The sequence below is a fragment of the Pseudomonas sp. P8_241 genome (assembly GCF_034008315.1).
GTDB lineage: Bacteria > Pseudomonadota > Gammaproteobacteria > Pseudomonadales > Pseudomonadaceae > Aquipseudomonas.
This window is the reverse complement of record NZ_CP125377.1, coordinates 3829062-3847102: the sequence shown is the minus strand read 5'-3', so window position 1 is coordinate 3847102 and position 18041 is coordinate 3829062. Positions and strand designations below refer to the sequence as shown.

Sequence of the window (18041 nt, the reverse complement as noted above, 5' to 3'; positions counted from 1 at the left end):
GGTGGTCCAATGAGCTATCATTGCGTCTTTCCCATTCAAAGATTGACTGCCATGACTTCCCCAACCGACACCCTGCTCAACGTCCTCGAACACTGCGATATGGTGGAAATCGACGGCTTGCACGCTTTCGAATTCTCCCTTGATGAGTTCGACAACCTGCATATCGAATGCATGGATGGCCGTGCGGCCAAACACTGGGAGTTCACGCCGGCGCAGATCCAGGCGGCGACCTTCGATCCAACCCTGCAAAGCTGGCTGATCACAGGTGATTACCGGGGAGCAATCTCGGTTGGTGTGCATGACCGCATTTCGCGGTGACAACGATGACGGCGAAGCCGTGAATGAAGATGCGTAATCTCTGGCCGCTGTTGATGGCCGGCAGCATTGGCGCCATGGGCGTGCAAACGGCGATGGCCGAAAATGTCGAATTGCTCGTGGGGTCTTACACCGCAGGCCAGAGCCAGGGGATATACCATCCGAGTGTTCGACAGCGCCACCGGGCAAATCAACCCGAAGCCGCTGCAGGTGATCAACAGCGAAAACCCGTCGTGGTTGACCCTGTCCAAGGATCAGCGACACCTGTTCGTGGTCAACGAAAACGGTCCGGGTCAAACCGATCCGGTAGGGCGTGTCAGCAGTTTTGCCATCGACCCCAAGAGCCATGAACTGAGCCTGATCAACCAAGTGCAAAGCCTGGGCAACGAGCCGACCCATTCGAGTCTCAGCGCCGATAGCAGGCATTTGTTCGTCAGCAACTACTCGGTGTCCGAAGACCCGGGCGGTACGCTGGCGGTGTTGCCGGTGACGGCTGACGGCAAGCTCCAACCGGTGGTGCAGATGAGCAGCCACCCGTCCAGTCGGGTCAATGCCGAGCGGCAGATGTCGGCGCATGTGCACTCCACGGTGTCATCGCCGGAGGGCAAGTACGTGTTTTCCAATGACCTGGGCGCCGACAAGGTCTTTGTTTACCGCTTCGACGCCAAGGCCAACCCTGAGCTGCCTCTGACTCCGGGCACCCCGGCGTTCGTGCAATTGCCGCCCGGCAGTGGGCCGCGTCATCTGTTGTTCAGCGCCGATGGCAAGCACGCCTGGCTGACCATGGAAATGAGCGCGCAGGTCGCCGTATTCGATTACCGCGATGGCAAGCTTGAGCAGACGCAGATGGTCGACCTGGCTGCCGGCCAACCGGTTTCAGACAAGGCAGCGGCGGCGCTACACGCCTCGGCTGATGGCAAGTTCCTCTATGTTTGCAATTATGCGCACGGCCAATCAGTTGCTGGTGTTTGCCGTCGACCCGGCAACGGGGCATCTCAAGGAGCTAGAACGCAGGGCAGTCGAGGGCGATCATCCTTTGTAGCCTTCAGCCTCATCCGAGCGGCAAGTTCCCCGCTGATCAGCAATCAAAAGAGCAACCAGATTGTCGTCGTTGAGCGCGATGCCAAGACCGGGCTACTGGGTAAAACCGTGCGGCAACCGTTGTTAATGGATGCGCCGCTCGATCCCCAGTCCATCCTGTCTCGAGATCGCCAGCAGGCCTTTGCTGGCGGCCCCTGCATCCTTTTATCAACCTACGCTGATATGTGGTAATGCTGTTATCCTTTTCAAGGCGTCGACCTTCGAAGGTTAAGTTTGCTCCACGGCCCTACCCTTAAGCAAGCCAACTGAACCTGAGGAATACCGCGATGAACTTCAACCTCTTCTCCGCTATAGCTGCCCTCCCGCCATCTCTGCCACCGTTGCACTGCCAGCCAGCCCCAATGTTGAAACCAGCGACAAAAAATCCCATACCCAGAGCTACACCCAGAAATACCCGTAACAGAGCGCCAATCTCTACGCTGCGCTGGAACGCATCCCCCACGCCTGAAATTCCCTTCCTGCACCCTTTATGCTGGAGCGAACTCACTGGTTGATCGACGGCTGAACAGTCGATAACGATCAGAGTGATGTCGCTCCTGCATAACGCATTTGCGACAGTGTCAGGTGGCCATCAATGTATCGCTTGATATCACAAAGCCATGCGCCTAAATTTGACGCCGGTTTTTCGACTTCCTCTTCAGCAAGGATCGACGACATGGCGATGCGTCTGGCATTGGTTTTCCTGTTTCTTTATTCCACCCCTATTCTTTCCTCTATCGAGCCTGTATCCGGTGAACCTGAAGCGGCACGCGAACGCTTGATGAGCTTTATCGAAGACTGAAACAGTCTGGCTCAATGATCAACGCAGTTGATGGTCACTATGGATATCCCTGAGTGGTGACCTGCACGGTTTTGATCGATTCTGTGGGCATTGAAACATGCCTGCGGAGAACATCATGGCCAGCGCAATTCTCACTTCTGCCAAACACGGCGCGTACGTAGCGATCGGTCTTTACCTGGCGATGGTGCTGGTAGTCAGCCTGTCGATCCAGTCTCGAGACACCGCCGACGCTCCGATTGAAGTGGCTCATCCCGGCATTCAGTTTGAAGTTCGACCTCTCACAAGATGCAACGGCGAATCAGCCGTAACTCGCGGTAGTCGTCGGAGCATGAAAGGGCGCAGACTCTGCCTCGTTGCCTTTCTGGCGTTCTTGACCAACGGCGCCTCTTTCCTAGGCATCGCGCTCCGATTTCGGCAGGGTCGGTTGCGCGAGCCTGTTACCGAAGCCAACCACAACATTGCACGCAGTATCGAAAACGCCATGGCGCCGGGGATGTTGGTTTCGGCAATCCGCCGATCAGAAACGAAGGTGTGGCGTTCGGGCCATTCCAGGTCGATTGCTCGGCGATCGGGATGTGCGGGGTGTTGGCTTAAACCTTGCTGCAAAGGGGGGCTTTTGTGGCGAGGGAGCTTGCTCCCGTTCGGCTGCGCAGCAGTCGTCAACCGGTTGATGTGGTTTACCTGAAAATTGAGTGCAAAGGATTTGAGGCCGCTCCGCAGCCCAGCGGGAGCAAGCTCCCTCGCCACAGGGTCGGTGTTCTTATTTGCGCATCACACCGGTAAACAAGTCCGACTCCAGAAACCGCTGCAACCAGTCCTGCAAGCGCCGATACGGCGTCTGCGCGAACCAGTCACGGTCGACGTGGGCGAACTGGCGCACGAACGGCATCAACGCCACATCGGCCAGGCTTGGATGGCTGGCCAGCAAGTAGCCGCGTCCCTCCAGCAATTCATCCAGTCTTTGCAAAAACACCTCGCCCTCGCCGCGATAAACCTCCATCGGCTGCTCGGGATAACGCTCGGCGTACTTGTAGCGATTCAAGTGCACCTTGAACACCTGATCGTTCTGTTCGATCATCGTAGCTATTTGCACCGCTGCGTTGGAGATCATCCTTGAGCAACCAGTCCTGCGGATCGTTCTGTGCCAGGGCCCAGCGCATGATGTCGAGGCTTTCGTCGATCACCCGGCCATCGGCGCTGAGCACCGGCACCGTGCCTTTGCCCGACAGCGCGAGCATTTCGGCGGGCTTGGCCTTCAGGCTGACTTCGACAATGTCCACGGCCACTCCCGAGTAGCGCAGGGCCATGCGTGCCCGCATGGCATAGGGGCAGCGGCGAAAGGAATACAGCGTGTTCATTTCACCTCCGTGGTGCCTGCGGCCGCTGCCCGGCGTTGGACCTGAATCTGCACCGGAATCCGTTCATGCATTTCCTGTACCGTGGGAAATCACCGTGACCCAGCGGCCTTGGGCCTGCAAGCCGTCGAGGGCGTCCATATATTAGCTGCAGGGATTCCGGATCGAGGCTGCCGAAACCTTCGTCGATGAACAACGATTCGATCTTCAAGGTGCTCGACGCCATCGACGCGAGCCCGAGCGCCAGTGCCAGCGACACCAGGAACGTTTCGCCCCCCGACAGCGAATGCACCGAGCGCAGTTCGTCGCCCATTTCGGTGTCCATCACCAGCAGGCCCAACATGCTGCCGCCGCGCTTTAGGCGATAGCGGCGCACCAGTTGCCGCAGTTGAACGTTGGCGTGGTGCACCAGCAAGTCGAGGTTGTAAGCTTGGGCGATCTTGCGGAAGGTGTCGCCGGTGGCGGAGCCGATCAATGCATTGAGACGTGCCCAGCGCTGGTACTCGCTGTAGGCATCGGCAATTTGCTGCGCCAGGGCTTGATTGGCGTTCTGTCGGCGCTGGTCTTCGGCCTGCTCGGCGCGCAGCTCGGCGCAGTGTTGCTCGCTGGTGGCGGCGAGGTTTTGCAGGTCGATCAGCGCACTGGCCAACTGCTCGGCGTCAAGGTTGCCGTTGTGTTGCGCCTGATGATCGAGCAGGCGTTTGTCGCGCTCCTGCACCAGGACGCCGGCCTGTTCGATGGCTTTTTCGCTGTGCTGCAAGCGCTGGCGCAGTTCGCTGACCTGGGTATCGTCGACGCGCAGCAGGTCTTCGAGGCCGCCGTCATCCAGCTCGGGATGACGGGCACGCCAGTCGCCGATCTTGCCGGTGAGTTCACGTTCTTCGCCTTCCAGTGCGTGCAAGCGCTCCTGCTGGGCCTTGAGCTCGGCGGCGAGTTGCACTGATTGCGTAAGGACGCTTTGCAGCGCCTGCGCGGTGCTGGCTTCGGCGCTGCGCGCCTGTTCCACGGCCTGTTCCAGTTGCTGCTGCCAATGCTCGGCGCTGCTGTGTTCGCCGAGTAATTGCCCGAGCGTATGCTGGCTCGCCTGTTGCTGCTCGGCCAGCCCGCTGAACTGCTGTTCGGCGGCCTGCAATTGCTGCACACGGCTGTGCTGGCGGTCCTGTTCTTTCTCCAGGTTTTGCTGACGTTGTTGCTGCTCGGCCAGTTCTTCCTTTTGTTGCTCGAGTTGCGCCAGGCGCTCGGCGATCTGCCGGTCGAGTTGCATGAAGGTCGCGGCCGGCTCGACGCGCAGCGCTTGCAGGGTTTCTGCCGGGAGCAGGTTGGCGAATGCGCTGAGTTCTTCGTCCAGGCGCTGGCGGTCGTTGCCCAGCTCGCGCTGTTGATTGCTCAGGTGCTGGGCCGCTTGCTGGTGCGCGGTTTCGGCATGGCGCAGTTGCTGGGTCAGGCGTGCGGCATCCTGTTGCAGGGTGAGCAGTGCACTCTGCCGTTGCTCGTCCTGGCTGATGCTCTGGTTGAGCTGAGTGTTTTGCTGGATGAGCCAGGCGTCGCGTTTGGCGGCATCCTGATTCAGCAGTTGGGTCGCCAGCGGATGCGCTTCCAGGCTCGGGGCGAGGGCTTGCTGCTGGTTCGCCAGTTGCTCCTGCTGTTGCAGCAGTTCCTTTTGCTGGGCGATCAACCCACCGACTTCGGCGCGCAAGTCAGTGAGTTTTTCCTTGAGCAGGTCGACGGCTTTCTGCGCGTTGGCCTGTTCGCTTTCATCAAAACGGCCGAGACTTTGCAGCAGCGCCTCCGGCTGATGATACGGATGTTCGTTGCTGCCGCAGACCGGGCAAGGCTGATCGTCCTGCAACTGCGCACGCAGCTCTTCGACACTGGCACTGCGCGCCAGACGCTGACGTTCCAGCAGGTCGCGAGTGACGTTGAGGGTCTGTTCGGCAACGCTCAGATCAGCCTTGGCCTTGACCCCGTCCTGAGTCAGGCGCTCACGTTCCTGTTGCGCGGTGAGCTGGCGTTGTTGCAGCTCGGCGCTGCGCTTGTCCAGCTCCTGCTGGCTGGCCCACAGGCGCGCAAGGTCTTCGACGGCGCGCAGTTGCTTGCGGTTGTCCTGCAACAGGCTGCCCAGGATGCCGATCTGCTCGGCGACGGCATCCGGTTCGGCGCCGGCCTCCTTGAACAGCACCTCCAGTTGTTGCTTCTGTGCAGTGAGCGCTTGTTCGGTGCTCGCGGCGTTTTGTTCGAGGCTGGCCAGTTCGGTCTGGCCCTGATTCAACCGGTTGCCGATCAGCATCAACTGTTGCAGGCGATCACGGTAGGCATTCCAGGCATCGCTCAGTGGAGCCAGATGCGTACTTTGTTCGAGCCCGGTGGCGATGCGCTGCAAGTCCCCGGCGCCACGGGCTTGCTGATCGAGCAAGGTCTGAATCGTGCCCTGGCCCTGGGTGCAGGCTTGTTGCGCCTGTTGCCTGGCTTCGGCGCTGAGGGCGGCATCCTTGGCCAGACGGGCGAGGGTGCTTCGCGCTTCGAAGGCCTGACGCAGCGATGGGGCGCTGTCGGTTTGCCGTTGTTGGGTTTCGCTCAAGGCAATCCGGGCGCTGCCGAGCTGTTGCTCAAGCTGTGTCTGGTGCTCGCCGAGTTCGCCATGTTGCTGCGTGTGCAAGGCAATTTGCGCCGCCAAGGGTGTCAGCAGCGCATCGACCTCGGCTTTACGGGCGAACTGGTGCCTTTGTGGGGCCAGTTGTTCGAGGCGGGTGAACCTCAAGCGCTCGCTGGCCAGGGCTTCCCAGTGGGTCTGCGCCGATTGCAGTTGTTCGCTGGCGGCCAGATGTTCGTCCTGCAAGCGACGCAGGTCCTTGAGCCAGGTGTCCTGCAGTTCAAGCTGTTTGAGCTGCGCCTGTTGGGTCTTGAGTTGTTGCTGCGCCTCGCTGAAACGCTGATCCAGTGCGGCGCGGGCTTCAGGTGACAGCGGTGTAACACCGCTGGCCTGATCCTGCAGCAGCTTGTGCGCCTCGCGAGCCTCCTTGGTCTTGTCGAAGGCGCGACGACCGAGGCGGGTGTAGAGCGCCGTGTCGGTGAGTTTTTCCAGCAGTTCGCTGCGGTCGTTGTCATCGGCCTTGAGGAATGCGCTGAACTCGCTTTGTGCCAACATCACCGCGCGGGTGAACTGTTCGAAATTCAGCCCCAGCGCGGCTTCGAGCTGAGTCTTGTATTCGCCTTTCTGGCTGGCGAGCAATTGATCCTGATCGATGTCACGCAAGCTCTGGCGGCTGGCCTGCAGCTTGCCGGCGGCCTTGTCCCGGGCGCGATTGGCTTCCCAGCGGGCGCGGTAGCGGCGACCGTCGACACCGACGAAATCCACTTCCGCATAGCCTTCACCCGTGCCGCGACGCAGCAGGGTACGCGGGTCGCCGGTAGCGATTTCGCCGTCGGCGTCCGGCACCTTGGCGTCGCGGCCGGTGTTGTTCAGGCGTGGTACGGCGCCAAACAGCGCCAGGCACAGGGCATCGAGCAAGGTGCTTTTGCCGGCGCCGGTGGGCCCGGTGATGGCGAACAGTCCGGCACTGGCCAGGGGTTCAGCGGTGAAGTCGATTTCAAACGGCCCGGCCAGCGAGGCGAGGTTTTTCAGGCGGATCGCGAGGATTTTCATGGTTGTTCGCTCTCCATCTGCACGTCTTGCAACAGCTCGGCAAAGTCCTTGAGGGTCTGTTCGTCGACCTCGCTGCCGTAGTTGTCCTGCCAGGCGCGGCTGAACAGTTCCTGAGGCGTGAGCTGGTCCAGTTCGATCAGCGTGCTGCCTTCGTCGGCACCGTCACGGCCGCCGTTGCCGGCGTACTCGGCGGCGATGCGCACCAGGCGTACGGCTTTACCTTGCAGGGCGGTTTCCACTTGATTGCGCAGGTCGGGCTGCGGCTCGTCGAGGCGCACCCGCACCTCCAGCCATGGCTGGCGCTGGATGTCGGCCAACAGGTCGATGTTCGGCAGGTCCGCCAGTTGCAGCAGGATCTCGCTCAATGGCGCCGGGCCGATGCGTTGCAGGTTGACCGCGCGGGGAATCAGTTTCGGCTCGACGCTGACCAGGGTGTCGCCGTCGAGTGTGACGTGAAGAATCTGATGCTGATAAGCGATCTCGGAGAACGACAACGGAATGGGCGAACCGCAGTAGCGAATGCGTTCTTCGCCGTTGACCTTCTGTGGCTTGTGCAAGTGACCGAGGGCAACGTAGCTGATACTCGGCCCGAACAGGCTGGCGGGCAGGGCCTCGGCGTTGCCGATGATCAGGCTGCGCTCGGAGTCTTCCGACACCGAGCCGCCGGCCATGTGCGCATGGCTGATGGCGATCAGCGCCTGACCCTTTTGGCGTTTGGTGTTGGCGGCTTCGATCAGCCACTCATGCACCTGGCCGATGCCGCGCAAATAATTGTCGCCCAGATTCGCGCCAGTGACTTCGGCGGGCCGCAGAAACGGCAACGCCAGGCACCAGCCGGTAATTTCCCCGCTGGCATCTGGCAAGGGCAACAACAGGCGTTCGGCATCCAGTTGACCATCGTCGAGCCACAACACTCGGCCCAACGCGTGAGTCCGCAAGCGGCGCATCAACGGCGCGGGCAGTTCGATGCGCGAACCGGAGTCGTGGTTGCCGGCAATCATCACGATGGTCAGCAACGGCTGTTGCTCGTGGGCGCTGACAATGAAGTCGTAGAGGCGTTCCTGGGCTTTGACCGGCGGATTGACCGTGTCGAAGATATCGCCGGCGATCAGCAGCACATCGGGCTGATCGAGCTTCAGTTGACGCAGCAGCCAGTCAAGAAAACAGCCGTGTTCGAAATCGCGATCCTGGCCGTGCAGGTTCTGCCCGAGGTGCCAGTCGGAGGTGTGAAACAAGCGCAAGGCGAACTCCGCTACAAAATAGGTGATGGCCGCGTGGAAAATGAAGGCGGCGAAAGGGGGGAGAGTTTACTGGCAAATACCTGACAGGTGGCTTTTGTGGCGAGGGGGATTGCCCCCGTTGGGTCGCGAAGCGACCCCCTGAGTTCCTTCAGACATAGAGAGTTGCCTGTATTTACGGCCGCTTCGCAGCCGAACGGGGGCAAGCCCCCTCGCCACAAAAGTGTTCTAGCCACTGAGCGTATTTATTTCGGATAGAGCGGTGGCAACCCACTGTCACCCACCGGATCCTGAACCCGTTCGGCCATCGGAATCGCCTTGATCGCTCGCCACAACTCGTCACCTTGCCAATGTTGGCCGGTTTCGCTGTACAGCGCGCCATTCAGGCCGTCGAGGGCGTCGGACAGGGGGACGAAGCGGGCGGCCATGTCAGCCAGTGTTTCTGGTTGTTGTCGGGCCCAGGCATCGAGGGCCTGGCGGGTGGCGTGGGAGTCGTTGGCCAGGCAGGCACGCTTGAGTTCGTCGAGCACTGTGCGCGGGCTCGGGCCGGTTTGTGCCGTGCGCAGGACCGCCGGTTTCCAGCGGCCGCGCCACCAGAGACCGAAGCCGAGCAGGGTGGTACAGGCAAGGATCAGGGTGCTCAGTTGCCAACGCCAGAGAGTGTCGCTATCGGCATGGGCTTCGACCTGAGGGGTGCTGGCCGGGGTATCGACTACCAGGCTTGGATTGGCCGCCACCTGCAGCGTGCGGGCTGGCAGGCTGCTGTGCTCCAGGTGGTCTTCAAAGGTGTTCCACCAGACTACATCGACGCTGGGCAGTTCGATGGCGCCACTACGGGTAGGTACCAAAGCTTCACGCTCTTCACGGCTGCCCACCAGCCCACGCTCGGTGTTCTGGTTGCCGAGCACCGGCTGATCGGGATATCGGCGCAAGCCTGCGACTTCGGTGCCGGGCAAAGGCGGCAACTGCGTGCTGGCCAAACCTTCGGCCTTTACGATCAGGCTGCGAGTCAGGGAGTCGCCGACCTGGGCGTTATCCGGTTCCGGGTTCCAGCTTTCGTTCAGGCTCAAGCTGCGAGCGGGCAGCCATGGGGCGTCGGCCGGATAGGTGGCGGGTTTGGCCTTGACCGTGAGCAAAAGCTCGGCGGAGCTGATGCGCAACAGCTTGCCGGATTTCGGTCCTTGGGCGGCTGTATCCGCAGCGGGTTGCGCCTCCACCAACGCGGCGTTGAAGATTTGCGCCGGAATGATCAGTTCGCCGCTGTGCTGCGGGTAGATCGCGTAGCGCATTTCGATCACGCCGTGGCGCAAGCCATCGATGTCTTTTTCATAGGTGCGCGATTCGCCCAGCTGCTCAATGCGCGCGTCGGGAACCTGCAACGGCGGAAGGCTGCTGTCGTCGTAGAGCGACACCGAATGGTATATGCGCAGTGTCAGAATGGCCTGAGCCTGCACGTACACGCTGGATTGATCGAGGCTGGCGTCGATGAACACCGGCGCGCGCTTGTTCGGGTTGTTCGGGGATTCGCTCTCGATCACTTGCAGGGTGATCGGCTGGCTCTGGATGTCGCCTAATTGCAGAGAGGGGATGACCACACTGCCGTTCTGACGGGGCAGGAGGGTGATGATCCAGCGCGTGGTAGCCCGGTTGTCACCGTTGAGGGTATTCAACTGGTTGACCTGGCGAGTGCCGCGCACCTCGAACAGTGGTTCCAGCGGCGCCAGGTCAGGTTTGCCGAACTGCGTAACGTCACTGGATTCCAGGGTCAATTCGACCGTTTCGCCAGAACTCAGGCGGCTGCGATCCACACTGGAAACCAGCTCCGCAGCCTGGGCCTGGACCGCCCAGATCAGCAGGGCGAGCAATAAAGCGGTGAAGCGGGTCATCGAGTATTTTCCTGATCCTGATGTTGTTGCTGTTCGTACCAGAATTTGCGCCTGAGCAATTCACCGGGGTCATCCGGGATCTGCCGTAGCCATTGTTCCAGAGCCTGGCGCTGTTCACCTTCGAGGCTGTCGGTGGCCGGACGCAAGGGTGGCCTGGTGTGTTGCTCATCGCCCAATTCGCTGCCCGGAACCTCGTTGGCGCCGGGGTTTGGCGGTGCGGTGGGTGGTGGTTCATCGCCCTGCTCGGCCGGTTGACCCTCGGCTTTCGGTTCGCCGCTGTTCGATGGCTCGATGGCGGCGCCGGGCGGTGCGGGTGGCGGCTCGATATCGGGTTGGGTGCTCGGGGTTTTCTCCGGTTCACGCGCCGGTGGGTTGGTTTTCTGCTTGAGCAGGTTTTCGACCAGCGTCTGGTTGGTCAAGGCCGGGCGCAGATCCGGTTGCCGTTCCAGAGCTTGCTCGTACGCGTCCAGCGCGGCCTCCAGCTCACCGCTTTTTGCCAGAGCGTTACCCCGATTGTAGTGGGCATGGGCGTCGTCGCTTTCGGCGAACCGCTCGGCGGCGCCGGCGTAGTCACCGGCTTCATAGAGTGCCACGCCTTGCCATTGATGGTCTTCGAAATGCTGTGCTGCCTCGGCTGGGCGTTTACTCTTGAGCAAATGCAGTCCTTGCTGGTCGGGGCGCAGCCACAGGTCTTGAAACTCGAATGCATAGCTCGGTTGCGGCAACGCAAACAGCAGCGGCAGGCAGAGCAGCCAACCGCGGCGCCCGGCGCAGGCCGCCAGCAGCAACAGCGGCAGCAGCAGCCAGTAACCCTGATCCGCCCAGGTGTCGAGGCGCAAGGTCTGGCCATCGTTTCGCAGGCTGCGCGGACCGTCGAGCAGGCCAAGGCCACGCAAATCGATATCGCCCAGGCGCGCATGACGATAGCGTCCGTCGAGGTCATTGATGAAGGACTTCAGGCTCGGCTCGTCCAGGCGTGACACCAGGATCGCACCCTGTTCGTCCTTGAGGAAACTGCCGTCCTCCTGAGTGATTGGCGACCCTTCAGCAGTACCGATACCGAGCATCAAAAACTGCGTCGATTTTCCGCGCATTGCCCGGCGAATGCCCTGGCGTTCCTGTTCTGTCAGCGACGAGCCGATCAGCAGGATCCGACCGTCACCGAGCGCGGCCTGTTGCAGCAGGCTCAGGGCTTTTTCTACGGCAAGGTCCGCGCGATGGCCGGCCTCGGGCATCAGCGATGGCCTGAGCGCATCGAGCAGGTTGCGGCTGGTGGACAGATCATCCGACAGCGGCACCAACGTGTGTGCACTGCCGGCGTAGACGACGATCGCGGTCTGGGCGTCGCTGCGGGCCTGTAACAGGTCGAACACCTTGCGGCGCGCTTGTTCCAGCCGATTGGGCGTCATGTCGGTGGCGAGCATTTGCGGGGTTAGCTCAAGAATCACCACCAGCGGATCGGCGGGCTTCTGGCTGGTCTGCTCGACTCGCGTCCAGCCCGGGCCCAACAGGGCGAGCACGGTCAGCGTCCACGCCAGGCCCAGGGCGATCCATGGCAACTTGCTGTCACGTCCACTGCCGCCACTGAGCAATGCGGCATGAAAGGCCGGCGGTAAAATCATTTGCCAGCGCCCGGCGCGCTTCTTGCGGTGCCACAATTGCCAGAGTAACCAGCCAAGCAACGGCACCAACAGCAGCCACCAAGGCCGGAACCAGAACGGCCATAGCACGCTCATCGACGCCTCCGAAGACGCAGGCGTCTGAGGCGTTCGCGCCAGTCAGGCAGCAATTGCTTTTGCAGGAACAGATCCTTGGTAAACAGGCGTTGCAGCGGATTGTCCGGCCAGAGCGCGCGGCCTACCAGCAACAGGCTCAACCAAAGTGCCAGTGCCAGTGGCCAGTGATAAAGCGCCTGAGCCGGGCGGGCCTGGGTCGGTTGCTGGGTCACCGGTTCCAGCTGATCGAGGGTGTCCTTGATCGCTTGCAGTTCTTTGGCGTCGTGGGCGCGGAAATACCGGCCGCCGGTGGCCTCGGCGATGGCCCGAAGGGAGGGTTCGTCGAGGTCCAGGCTCGGATTGACACCGAGAAAACCCACCGTACCGCTTTGCTCCGGATCGGCGCCGATGCCGATCGGGTAGATTTTCACACCCTCTTTGGCTGCCAGCCGCGCAGCGGTGAGCGGGTCGATTTCTCCGCCATTGTTGGCGCCGTCGGTGACGAGAATCAGCACACGGCTTTGCGCCGGGCGCTGGCGCAGTCGCTTAAGGGCCAGACCGATGGCATCGCCGATGGCGGTGTTTTTGCCGGCGATGCCGATGCGGGCTTCGTCCAGCCACACGCGCACAGTATGCCGATCAAACGTCAGAGGTGCCTGCAGGTAGGCCTGACTGCCGAACAGGATCAGTCCGACGCGGTCGCCCTCACGATTTTCAAGGAAATCGCCGAGCAAGTGCTGAACCAGCGAAAGCCGGCTGACGTCTTCGTCCTGCCATTTCATGTCGGGGAAATCCATGGAGCCGGAAACGTCCACCGCCACCAGCAAATCACGGCCACTGGCGGCAATCGGCAAGGGTTCGCCAAGCCATTGCGGACGCGCCGCGGCCACCAGTAGAAACAGCCACAGCAGCATGAACGGCGCTTGTTGTCGCCACGAAGGCAGATTGGCCCGCGCGCGGCGCCCGGCCAGCCCTTCGAGATCGCTCATAAAGCTGACTTTGAGTGCGGGTTCGCCGCTGTCGGCGACTGGCAATATCAGGCGCATCACCCATGGCAACGGCAACAGGGCGAATATCCACGGCCAGGCGAATTCAAACATGCTTGCGAATCCATGTGTCGACGGCCTGGGTGAGGCCGGCGATGGCCTTGTCGTCGAGTTTGCATTCGGGTTTGTAGGCGCCTTCCACAAGAATCATCCAGCGCGTCAGCCCGGCCGCCGGGCAGCGGTTATCGAGGAAGGCCAGCCATTTACGCCCGTTGAGCGTATGGCTCTGGCTATAGGGATAGTGGTTGCGGCACAAACGCTTGAGCAAGCCATTGAGTTGCTGCAACCACGCGCCGGCGGGCGCACCGTCGTAGGGTTTGGGCATTAGCGCCAGCTCCGCCAGCGCAGCGAGGCGCACCGGGTCCAACGGCTGTTCAGCGCGCACCACGGGACGCTTGACTGCAAGCAAATGCCGCAGCTTCCAGGCACCTAATCCCATCAAGGGCAGCAACAGCAGCAGTAACCACCAGCCCGGTGCCGGCGGCCAGAAATCGATCGGTGGCGGAGAAATCAGCGGTTGCAGTTGATCGAGTCCGTTCATCGTCCTTTTCCCGAATTCTGTGGGTTCAGGTACTCGCGCAGTTGCTCGACCATCTCGCTTTGCGTGCTCAATGGCATCATCAACACGCGCAGTTTTTGCGCCAGCAATTCCCAGCGCGCGATGCGTTTCTCGGCTTGGGCGCGATACGTCTGGCGCAGCTCAAAGTTAAGGGTGTCGAGTTCCAGTTGCGCGCCGCGCTCGGCAAAGCGCAAAAGCCCGGCAGCCGGCAGGGCATGATCCAGCGGATCGGACAACGGCAGCAGCAGCAGGTCGCAATGACGCGACAACAAGCTCAGTTGTTGTTCGGCACTGTCCGAAAGGGCGCGTTCGTCGCAGATCACGATCACCAGACTTCCCGGACGCGACACTTCCCGGGCGCGGCGCAGCGCAATGCCAAAGGCATCCCGGTCCGGCTCGCTTTCGGTGTGCAGCGACTGATTGACCCGCACCAGCCGGTTGAGCAGTTGCAGCAGGCTTTGCTTGCTGCGACGGGGTTTGATCTCGTAATGCTCGTTGTCGCCGAATACGAGGCCGCCGACCCGGTCGTTATGGCCCAGTGCGGCCCAGCCGATCAGGCTCGCGGCTTGAGCGGCGAGTACCGATTTGAACATCAGCCCTGAGCCGAAAAACAGCCGACGGCTTTGTTCGACCATGATGAAAATCGGCCGCTCGCGTTCCTCATGGAACAGCTTGGTATGCGGCTCTTGCGTGCGAGCGGTCACGCGCCAGTCGATGGTGCGTACATCGTCGCCGGCCTGATAGACCCGCACCTGATCAAAGTCCACACCACGTCCGCGAAGCTTGGAGTGGTGCAGGCCAATCAACGGGCTGCGTTGGCTCGGGGTAGAAAACAACTGCACTTCACGCACGCGATGGCGCATCTCGATCAGCTCGGCAAGGCTGACACGGATGCCCGGCTCGGGCGGCAGGTTGGCATTCATCGGAGTCAAGCGACGGCTACGACGTCGAGAATCCGCTGGACCACCCGGTCCTGATCGATGCCGGCGGCTTCGGCTTCAAAGGAAAGAATGATGCGGTGACGCAAAACGTCGAAGAGTACGGCCTGAATGTCTTCAGGGCTAACGAAGTCGCGACCGGCGAGCCACGCATGGGCGCGGGCGCATCGGTCCAGTGCGATGGAACCACGAGGGCTGGCGCCATAGGCAATCCACTCGGCCATTTCGGGGTCGAACTTGGCCGGGGTGCGGGTGGCCATGACCAGTTGCACCAGGTATTCCTCCACGGCGTCGGCCATGTACAAGCCGAGGATTTCCTTGCGTGCGGCGAAGATCGCCTGCTGGCTGACCCGGCGCTCGGGTTTGGTTTCGCCGTTCAAGGCTTCGCCGCGGGCCTGTTGCAGGATTCGCCGCTCGACGGTGGCATCCGGAAAACCGATTTTCACATGCATCAGAAAGCGGTCGAGTTGAGCTTCGGGCAGCGGGTAGGTGCCTTCCTGCTCGATCGGGTTCTGCGTGGCCATCACCAGAAACAGTGGCGACAGTTCATAAGTGCTGCGCCCGACACTGACCTGGCGCTCGGCCATGGCTTCGAGCAGCGCCGACTGAACCTTGGCCGGCGCACGGTTGATTTCGTCCGCCAGTACCAGATTGTGAAAGATCGGGCCTTGCTGGAATACAAAGCTGCCGGTTTCCGGACGATAGATCTCCGTGCCGGTGATGTCGGCCGGCAACAGGTCCGGGGTGAACTGGATGCGGTGGAACTGAGCCTCGATGCCTTCAGCGAGTTCTTTGATGGCCTTGGTCTTGGCCAGGCCAGGGGCGCCCTCGACCAGCATATGGCCGTCGGCGAGCAGGGCGATGAGCAAGCGCTCGATGAGCTTTTCCTGGCCGAGAATCTGCGTTGAAAGAAAGGTTCGCAGCGCTAGCAGCGCCTCACGATGTTCCATCGATGACTGTTCCTGGAAAAAGGTCGCCGAGAGCGTTCGAAATACGCCAGGGCTGGGGGCGTTACTTTAATCCATCGCGGGGGGCGGCGACTAACGGCATTTTGTGCAATTTGCAGGGATTTGAACCTGTTCGCGCCCTTCGCAGGGAAAAGGGATCAGCCATGCAGGCAATGCTCCTCTGTTTGAAGGTCGCTCAGCAGCAGTTTTACGGCTTTGCGTTTGACCAATTCACACCACGGACCGTCGTCAACAATGGCGCCCTCCTGCATGACGATGACTCGATCAAAGCGATGCAGATGCCGGATATCATGGGTTACACAAATCAGTCCATGCGCGGCAAATGTTTCAAACAACAAATCCCACACCGGCGTAGCGAGCTTCGGCTCGATCGATGCACTGGGTTCGTCGAACAAATTGAACCGCCCCGGCCTGTTGATCAGGCGCAGTAATGACAAACGTTTGGCCTCACCGCCCGATATGTTGGATGCGTTTTCGCTGATGTTGCGATGGGAAACGATATCTTCAAGGTCAAGCCGTTGTATTGCATCGCTCAGATGGGGGGAGGGAGGCATTCCGAACAATACGGAGATATCGAAATGACCTTCCAGGAACTGCGGTAATTGAGGGCAATACCTCAGCGAGTTCAAGTGGGCCTCGGCGCTTAAGCGGGAGATCGGTATGTCATCAATGCTCAAGTGATTCCTCACCGAAGCATTTAACCCGGCCAGCGTCTCAAGCAATGTGGATTTACCCGCACCGCTGGGCCCGGTAATAGCTACTGACTGGCCTTGAGAGAAAGTAACGCTGCTCTCAATGGAGAGTCGGGTTGTGTCGGCGTCGCCCACCACACAAGGCTCAAGGAACAGCTTCGAGACGCGTCGGGGTTGGATGTCGGTCTGGCGATTACTATCGTCAAAGTTTGGCAGTGCCAAAAGCTGCTGCATGCGTCGTTGATCCGCCAGAAACTGATCAAGTACCCGATAACCCTCCGTCAACGCAGTGATGTTCAGCAAAAAGCTTCCAGCAATGGAAAAAATGGCAACCAGTTGCCCAACGCTGATACCAGGTTCGCTTGAAAGCTGACCGAGAACCCCCCAACTGAGGAGCCCTCCCGTAGAGAGACTTACAAACAGGACTTTTGCTCCGTTCAGGAAACCGCCAGAGCTTGCCGCGATAACCGCGGCTTCGGCGTATTGGACGAAGGCCCGGTTCAGGGGCTTTGTTGCGGTGTGCTCTGCGCGTTCCAATTTTATCGACTTGCCAATATTGATGGTGTTGAACAAGACGCCGCTCAGCTCATCCTCTTGTTCATTGACTGCATCGATGTGCTTTCGGCGCCACCTGATGATCTGGTGAGCCACGAAGAGATAGACAATGCCAAGAGAGGTCATTACCAGAAAAATTCCGGTGCCACCCATGTAGACAAAAGCACTGGCGACAATCAGAAACTCCACGCACAGAGGAAGGCCAACGGTCACAAAAAATGTCAGCAGTTGCTCATTTGCCGTTATCCCACGCTCAACTGACTTTATAAAGTAACCAATACGCCAAGAACTGAATTGAAGGAATTCTTTGCGCATAAGTTGGGCAATCCACTCGATGGATGCATTCATCACGGCCTGCTGTACCAACTTGGACAGGAAGAAAATTTGCAGCGGATGAATGATTGCCTGAATACACCCGGCCAGTGTGAAGCCTGCTGTTAACAATAAGAGTGTGTTGAGTGCGGACGGATTGCTGCTGTTCAGGGTGTCGACAATTTTGCCCAGTAGTAATGGTGGGGCTAGCGACATTATTTTTAGTACGAATATAGTGGTGCATGTTGAGATCAGCAGTACAGTGTATTTTTTGCAGGTTGCTCTAATAATGGTCTGCATGGGTTGCCTGAAAAGCAAGTGGGTTTCGAGGTTGGCGTAGGATTCGTTGTGGGGCGACCAAGCTCCCATTTCTTATGATGTTGAAGCGTTCAAGGCCAGGAATATAAGCCTGGCAGACAATGCCGTCATCAGCGTATTGAGTGACGACTCTGTGGTAAATGGTCCTGTTGGTCGCCAATAGATTTTGTCTCAGCGCGTCTAGTTGCGAAGGAACACTTGCTACGTAAGCTCTGAGAGGGAGGTCCAGCATTGGAAGTCTCAGGTTTTTTACGGGGTTCAGGTCGATAAGGCATCGTAATATTTTTGAATTCGCTAGAAGGTTTAGTGCTTTTCTGTCTTTGGCTTCTTGTGTGTCGTCATAAAGTGCGTCGACTTGAAATTGTTCTGTTATGGCTTTTTTTCGCAAGTGATTAATTAATAGCAGTGAGTTTGTGGTGCGGACAGTTCATCACTTCCTAAGCCGATGTAGGCCCACTCTTGGCGGGATGTAGGATGAAAGTCGTCAATTTTCTGATTGTGTTGTTGTATCGTTTTTTTTTGTTTTTGATTCAATGGGATGGAGTGTTTAGTTTTGTACTGGGAAGGAAGCGGAATGTAGTCCGTACTTACGGGCATCCGTATATTTAGGGGAAGTGAT

10 protein-coding genes and 4 pseudogenes are annotated in these 18041 nt (G+C 59.9%); 4 read left to right on the top strand and 10 right to left on the bottom strand.

The window, feature by feature from the left end:
- Positions 1-9: 9 nt before the first annotated feature.
- The 4 genes and pseudogenes from QMK58_RS17230 to QMK58_RS17210 all read left to right on the top strand — a co-directional run bounded on the left by QMK58_RS17230 (position 10) and on the right by QMK58_RS17210 (position 2791).
- Positions 10-355, top strand: a pseudogene (locus QMK58_RS17230) (DUF5629 family protein).
- A 125-nt stretch (positions 356-480) separates the two neighbouring features.
- Positions 481-1587, top strand: coding sequence for a lactonase family protein (locus QMK58_RS17225; RefSeq protein WP_320395109.1), 1107 nt, complete (start codon positions 481-483; stop codon positions 1585-1587).
- Between the two features lie 403 nt (positions 1588-1990).
- Entirely contained in the window at positions 1991-2197 is a 207-nt protein-coding gene (locus tag QMK58_RS17220) for a hypothetical protein (RefSeq protein ID WP_156322333.1), read from the top strand.
- A 328-nt stretch (positions 2198-2525) separates the two neighbouring features.
- A pseudogene (locus QMK58_RS17210) lies at positions 2526-2791 on the top strand (hypothetical protein).
- 166 nt (positions 2792-2957) lie between these two features.
- Here QMK58_RS17210 and QMK58_RS17205 read toward each other — a convergent pair.
- The 10 genes and pseudogenes from QMK58_RS17205 to QMK58_RS17160 all read right to left on the bottom strand — a co-directional run bounded on the left by QMK58_RS17205 (position 2958) and on the right by QMK58_RS17160 (position 17404).
- A pseudogene (locus tag QMK58_RS17205) lies at positions 2958-3555 on the bottom strand (glutathione S-transferase).
- Positions 3552-7195, bottom strand: a pseudogene (locus QMK58_RS17200) (AAA family ATPase). Before QMK58_RS17200 ends, QMK58_RS17205 begins: the two co-directional pseudogenes overlap by 4 nt.
- Positions 7192-8436 (bottom strand): exonuclease SbcCD subunit D C-terminal domain-containing protein, encoded by a 1245-nt coding sequence (locus QMK58_RS17195; RefSeq protein WP_053158859.1) that lies wholly within the window; start codon positions 8434-8436, stop codon positions 7192-7194. Before QMK58_RS17195 ends, QMK58_RS17200 begins: the two are co-directional and overlap by 4 nt.
- Positions 8437-8678: 242 nt before the next feature.
- Positions 8679-10319 (bottom strand): BatD family protein, encoded by a 1641-nt coding sequence (locus tag QMK58_RS17190; protein WP_053158863.1) that lies wholly within the window; start codon positions 10317-10319, stop codon positions 8679-8681.
- Positions 10316-12055 (bottom strand): vWA domain-containing protein, encoded by a 1740-nt coding sequence (locus tag QMK58_RS17185; protein WP_053158865.1) that lies wholly within the window; start codon positions 12053-12055, stop codon positions 10316-10318. The genes QMK58_RS17190 and QMK58_RS17185 overlap by 4 nt, the downstream gene beginning before the upstream one ends.
- A complete protein-coding gene (locus QMK58_RS17180) occupies positions 12052-13134 on the bottom strand; it encodes a VWA domain-containing protein (RefSeq protein ID WP_320395108.1) in 1083 nt (360 codons plus the stop codon). Before QMK58_RS17180 ends, QMK58_RS17185 begins: the two co-directional genes overlap by 4 nt.
- Positions 13127-13621 carry a DUF4381 domain-containing protein gene (locus QMK58_RS17175; protein WP_053158871.1) on the bottom strand — a complete coding sequence of 165 codons (495 nt, stop codon included), beginning with the start codon at positions 13619-13621 and terminating at the stop codon, positions 13127-13129. Before QMK58_RS17175 ends, QMK58_RS17180 begins: the two co-directional genes overlap by 8 nt.
- Entirely contained in the window at positions 13618-14562 is a 945-nt protein-coding gene (locus QMK58_RS17170; RefSeq protein WP_053158874.1) for a DUF58 domain-containing protein, read from the bottom strand. Before QMK58_RS17170 ends, QMK58_RS17175 begins: the two co-directional genes overlap by 4 nt.
- A gap of 5 nt (positions 14563-14567) precedes the next feature.
- A complete protein-coding gene (locus QMK58_RS17165; protein WP_053158878.1) occupies positions 14568-15527 on the bottom strand; it encodes an AAA family ATPase in 960 nt (319 codons plus the stop codon).
- Between the two features lie 155 nt (positions 15528-15682).
- Positions 15683-17404: an ABC transporter ATP-binding protein gene (locus QMK58_RS17160; protein ID WP_053158881.1), complete on the bottom strand. Its 1722-nt coding sequence runs from the start codon at positions 17402-17404 to the stop codon at positions 15683-15685.
- Between the last annotated feature and the right edge of the window lie 637 nt (positions 17405-18041).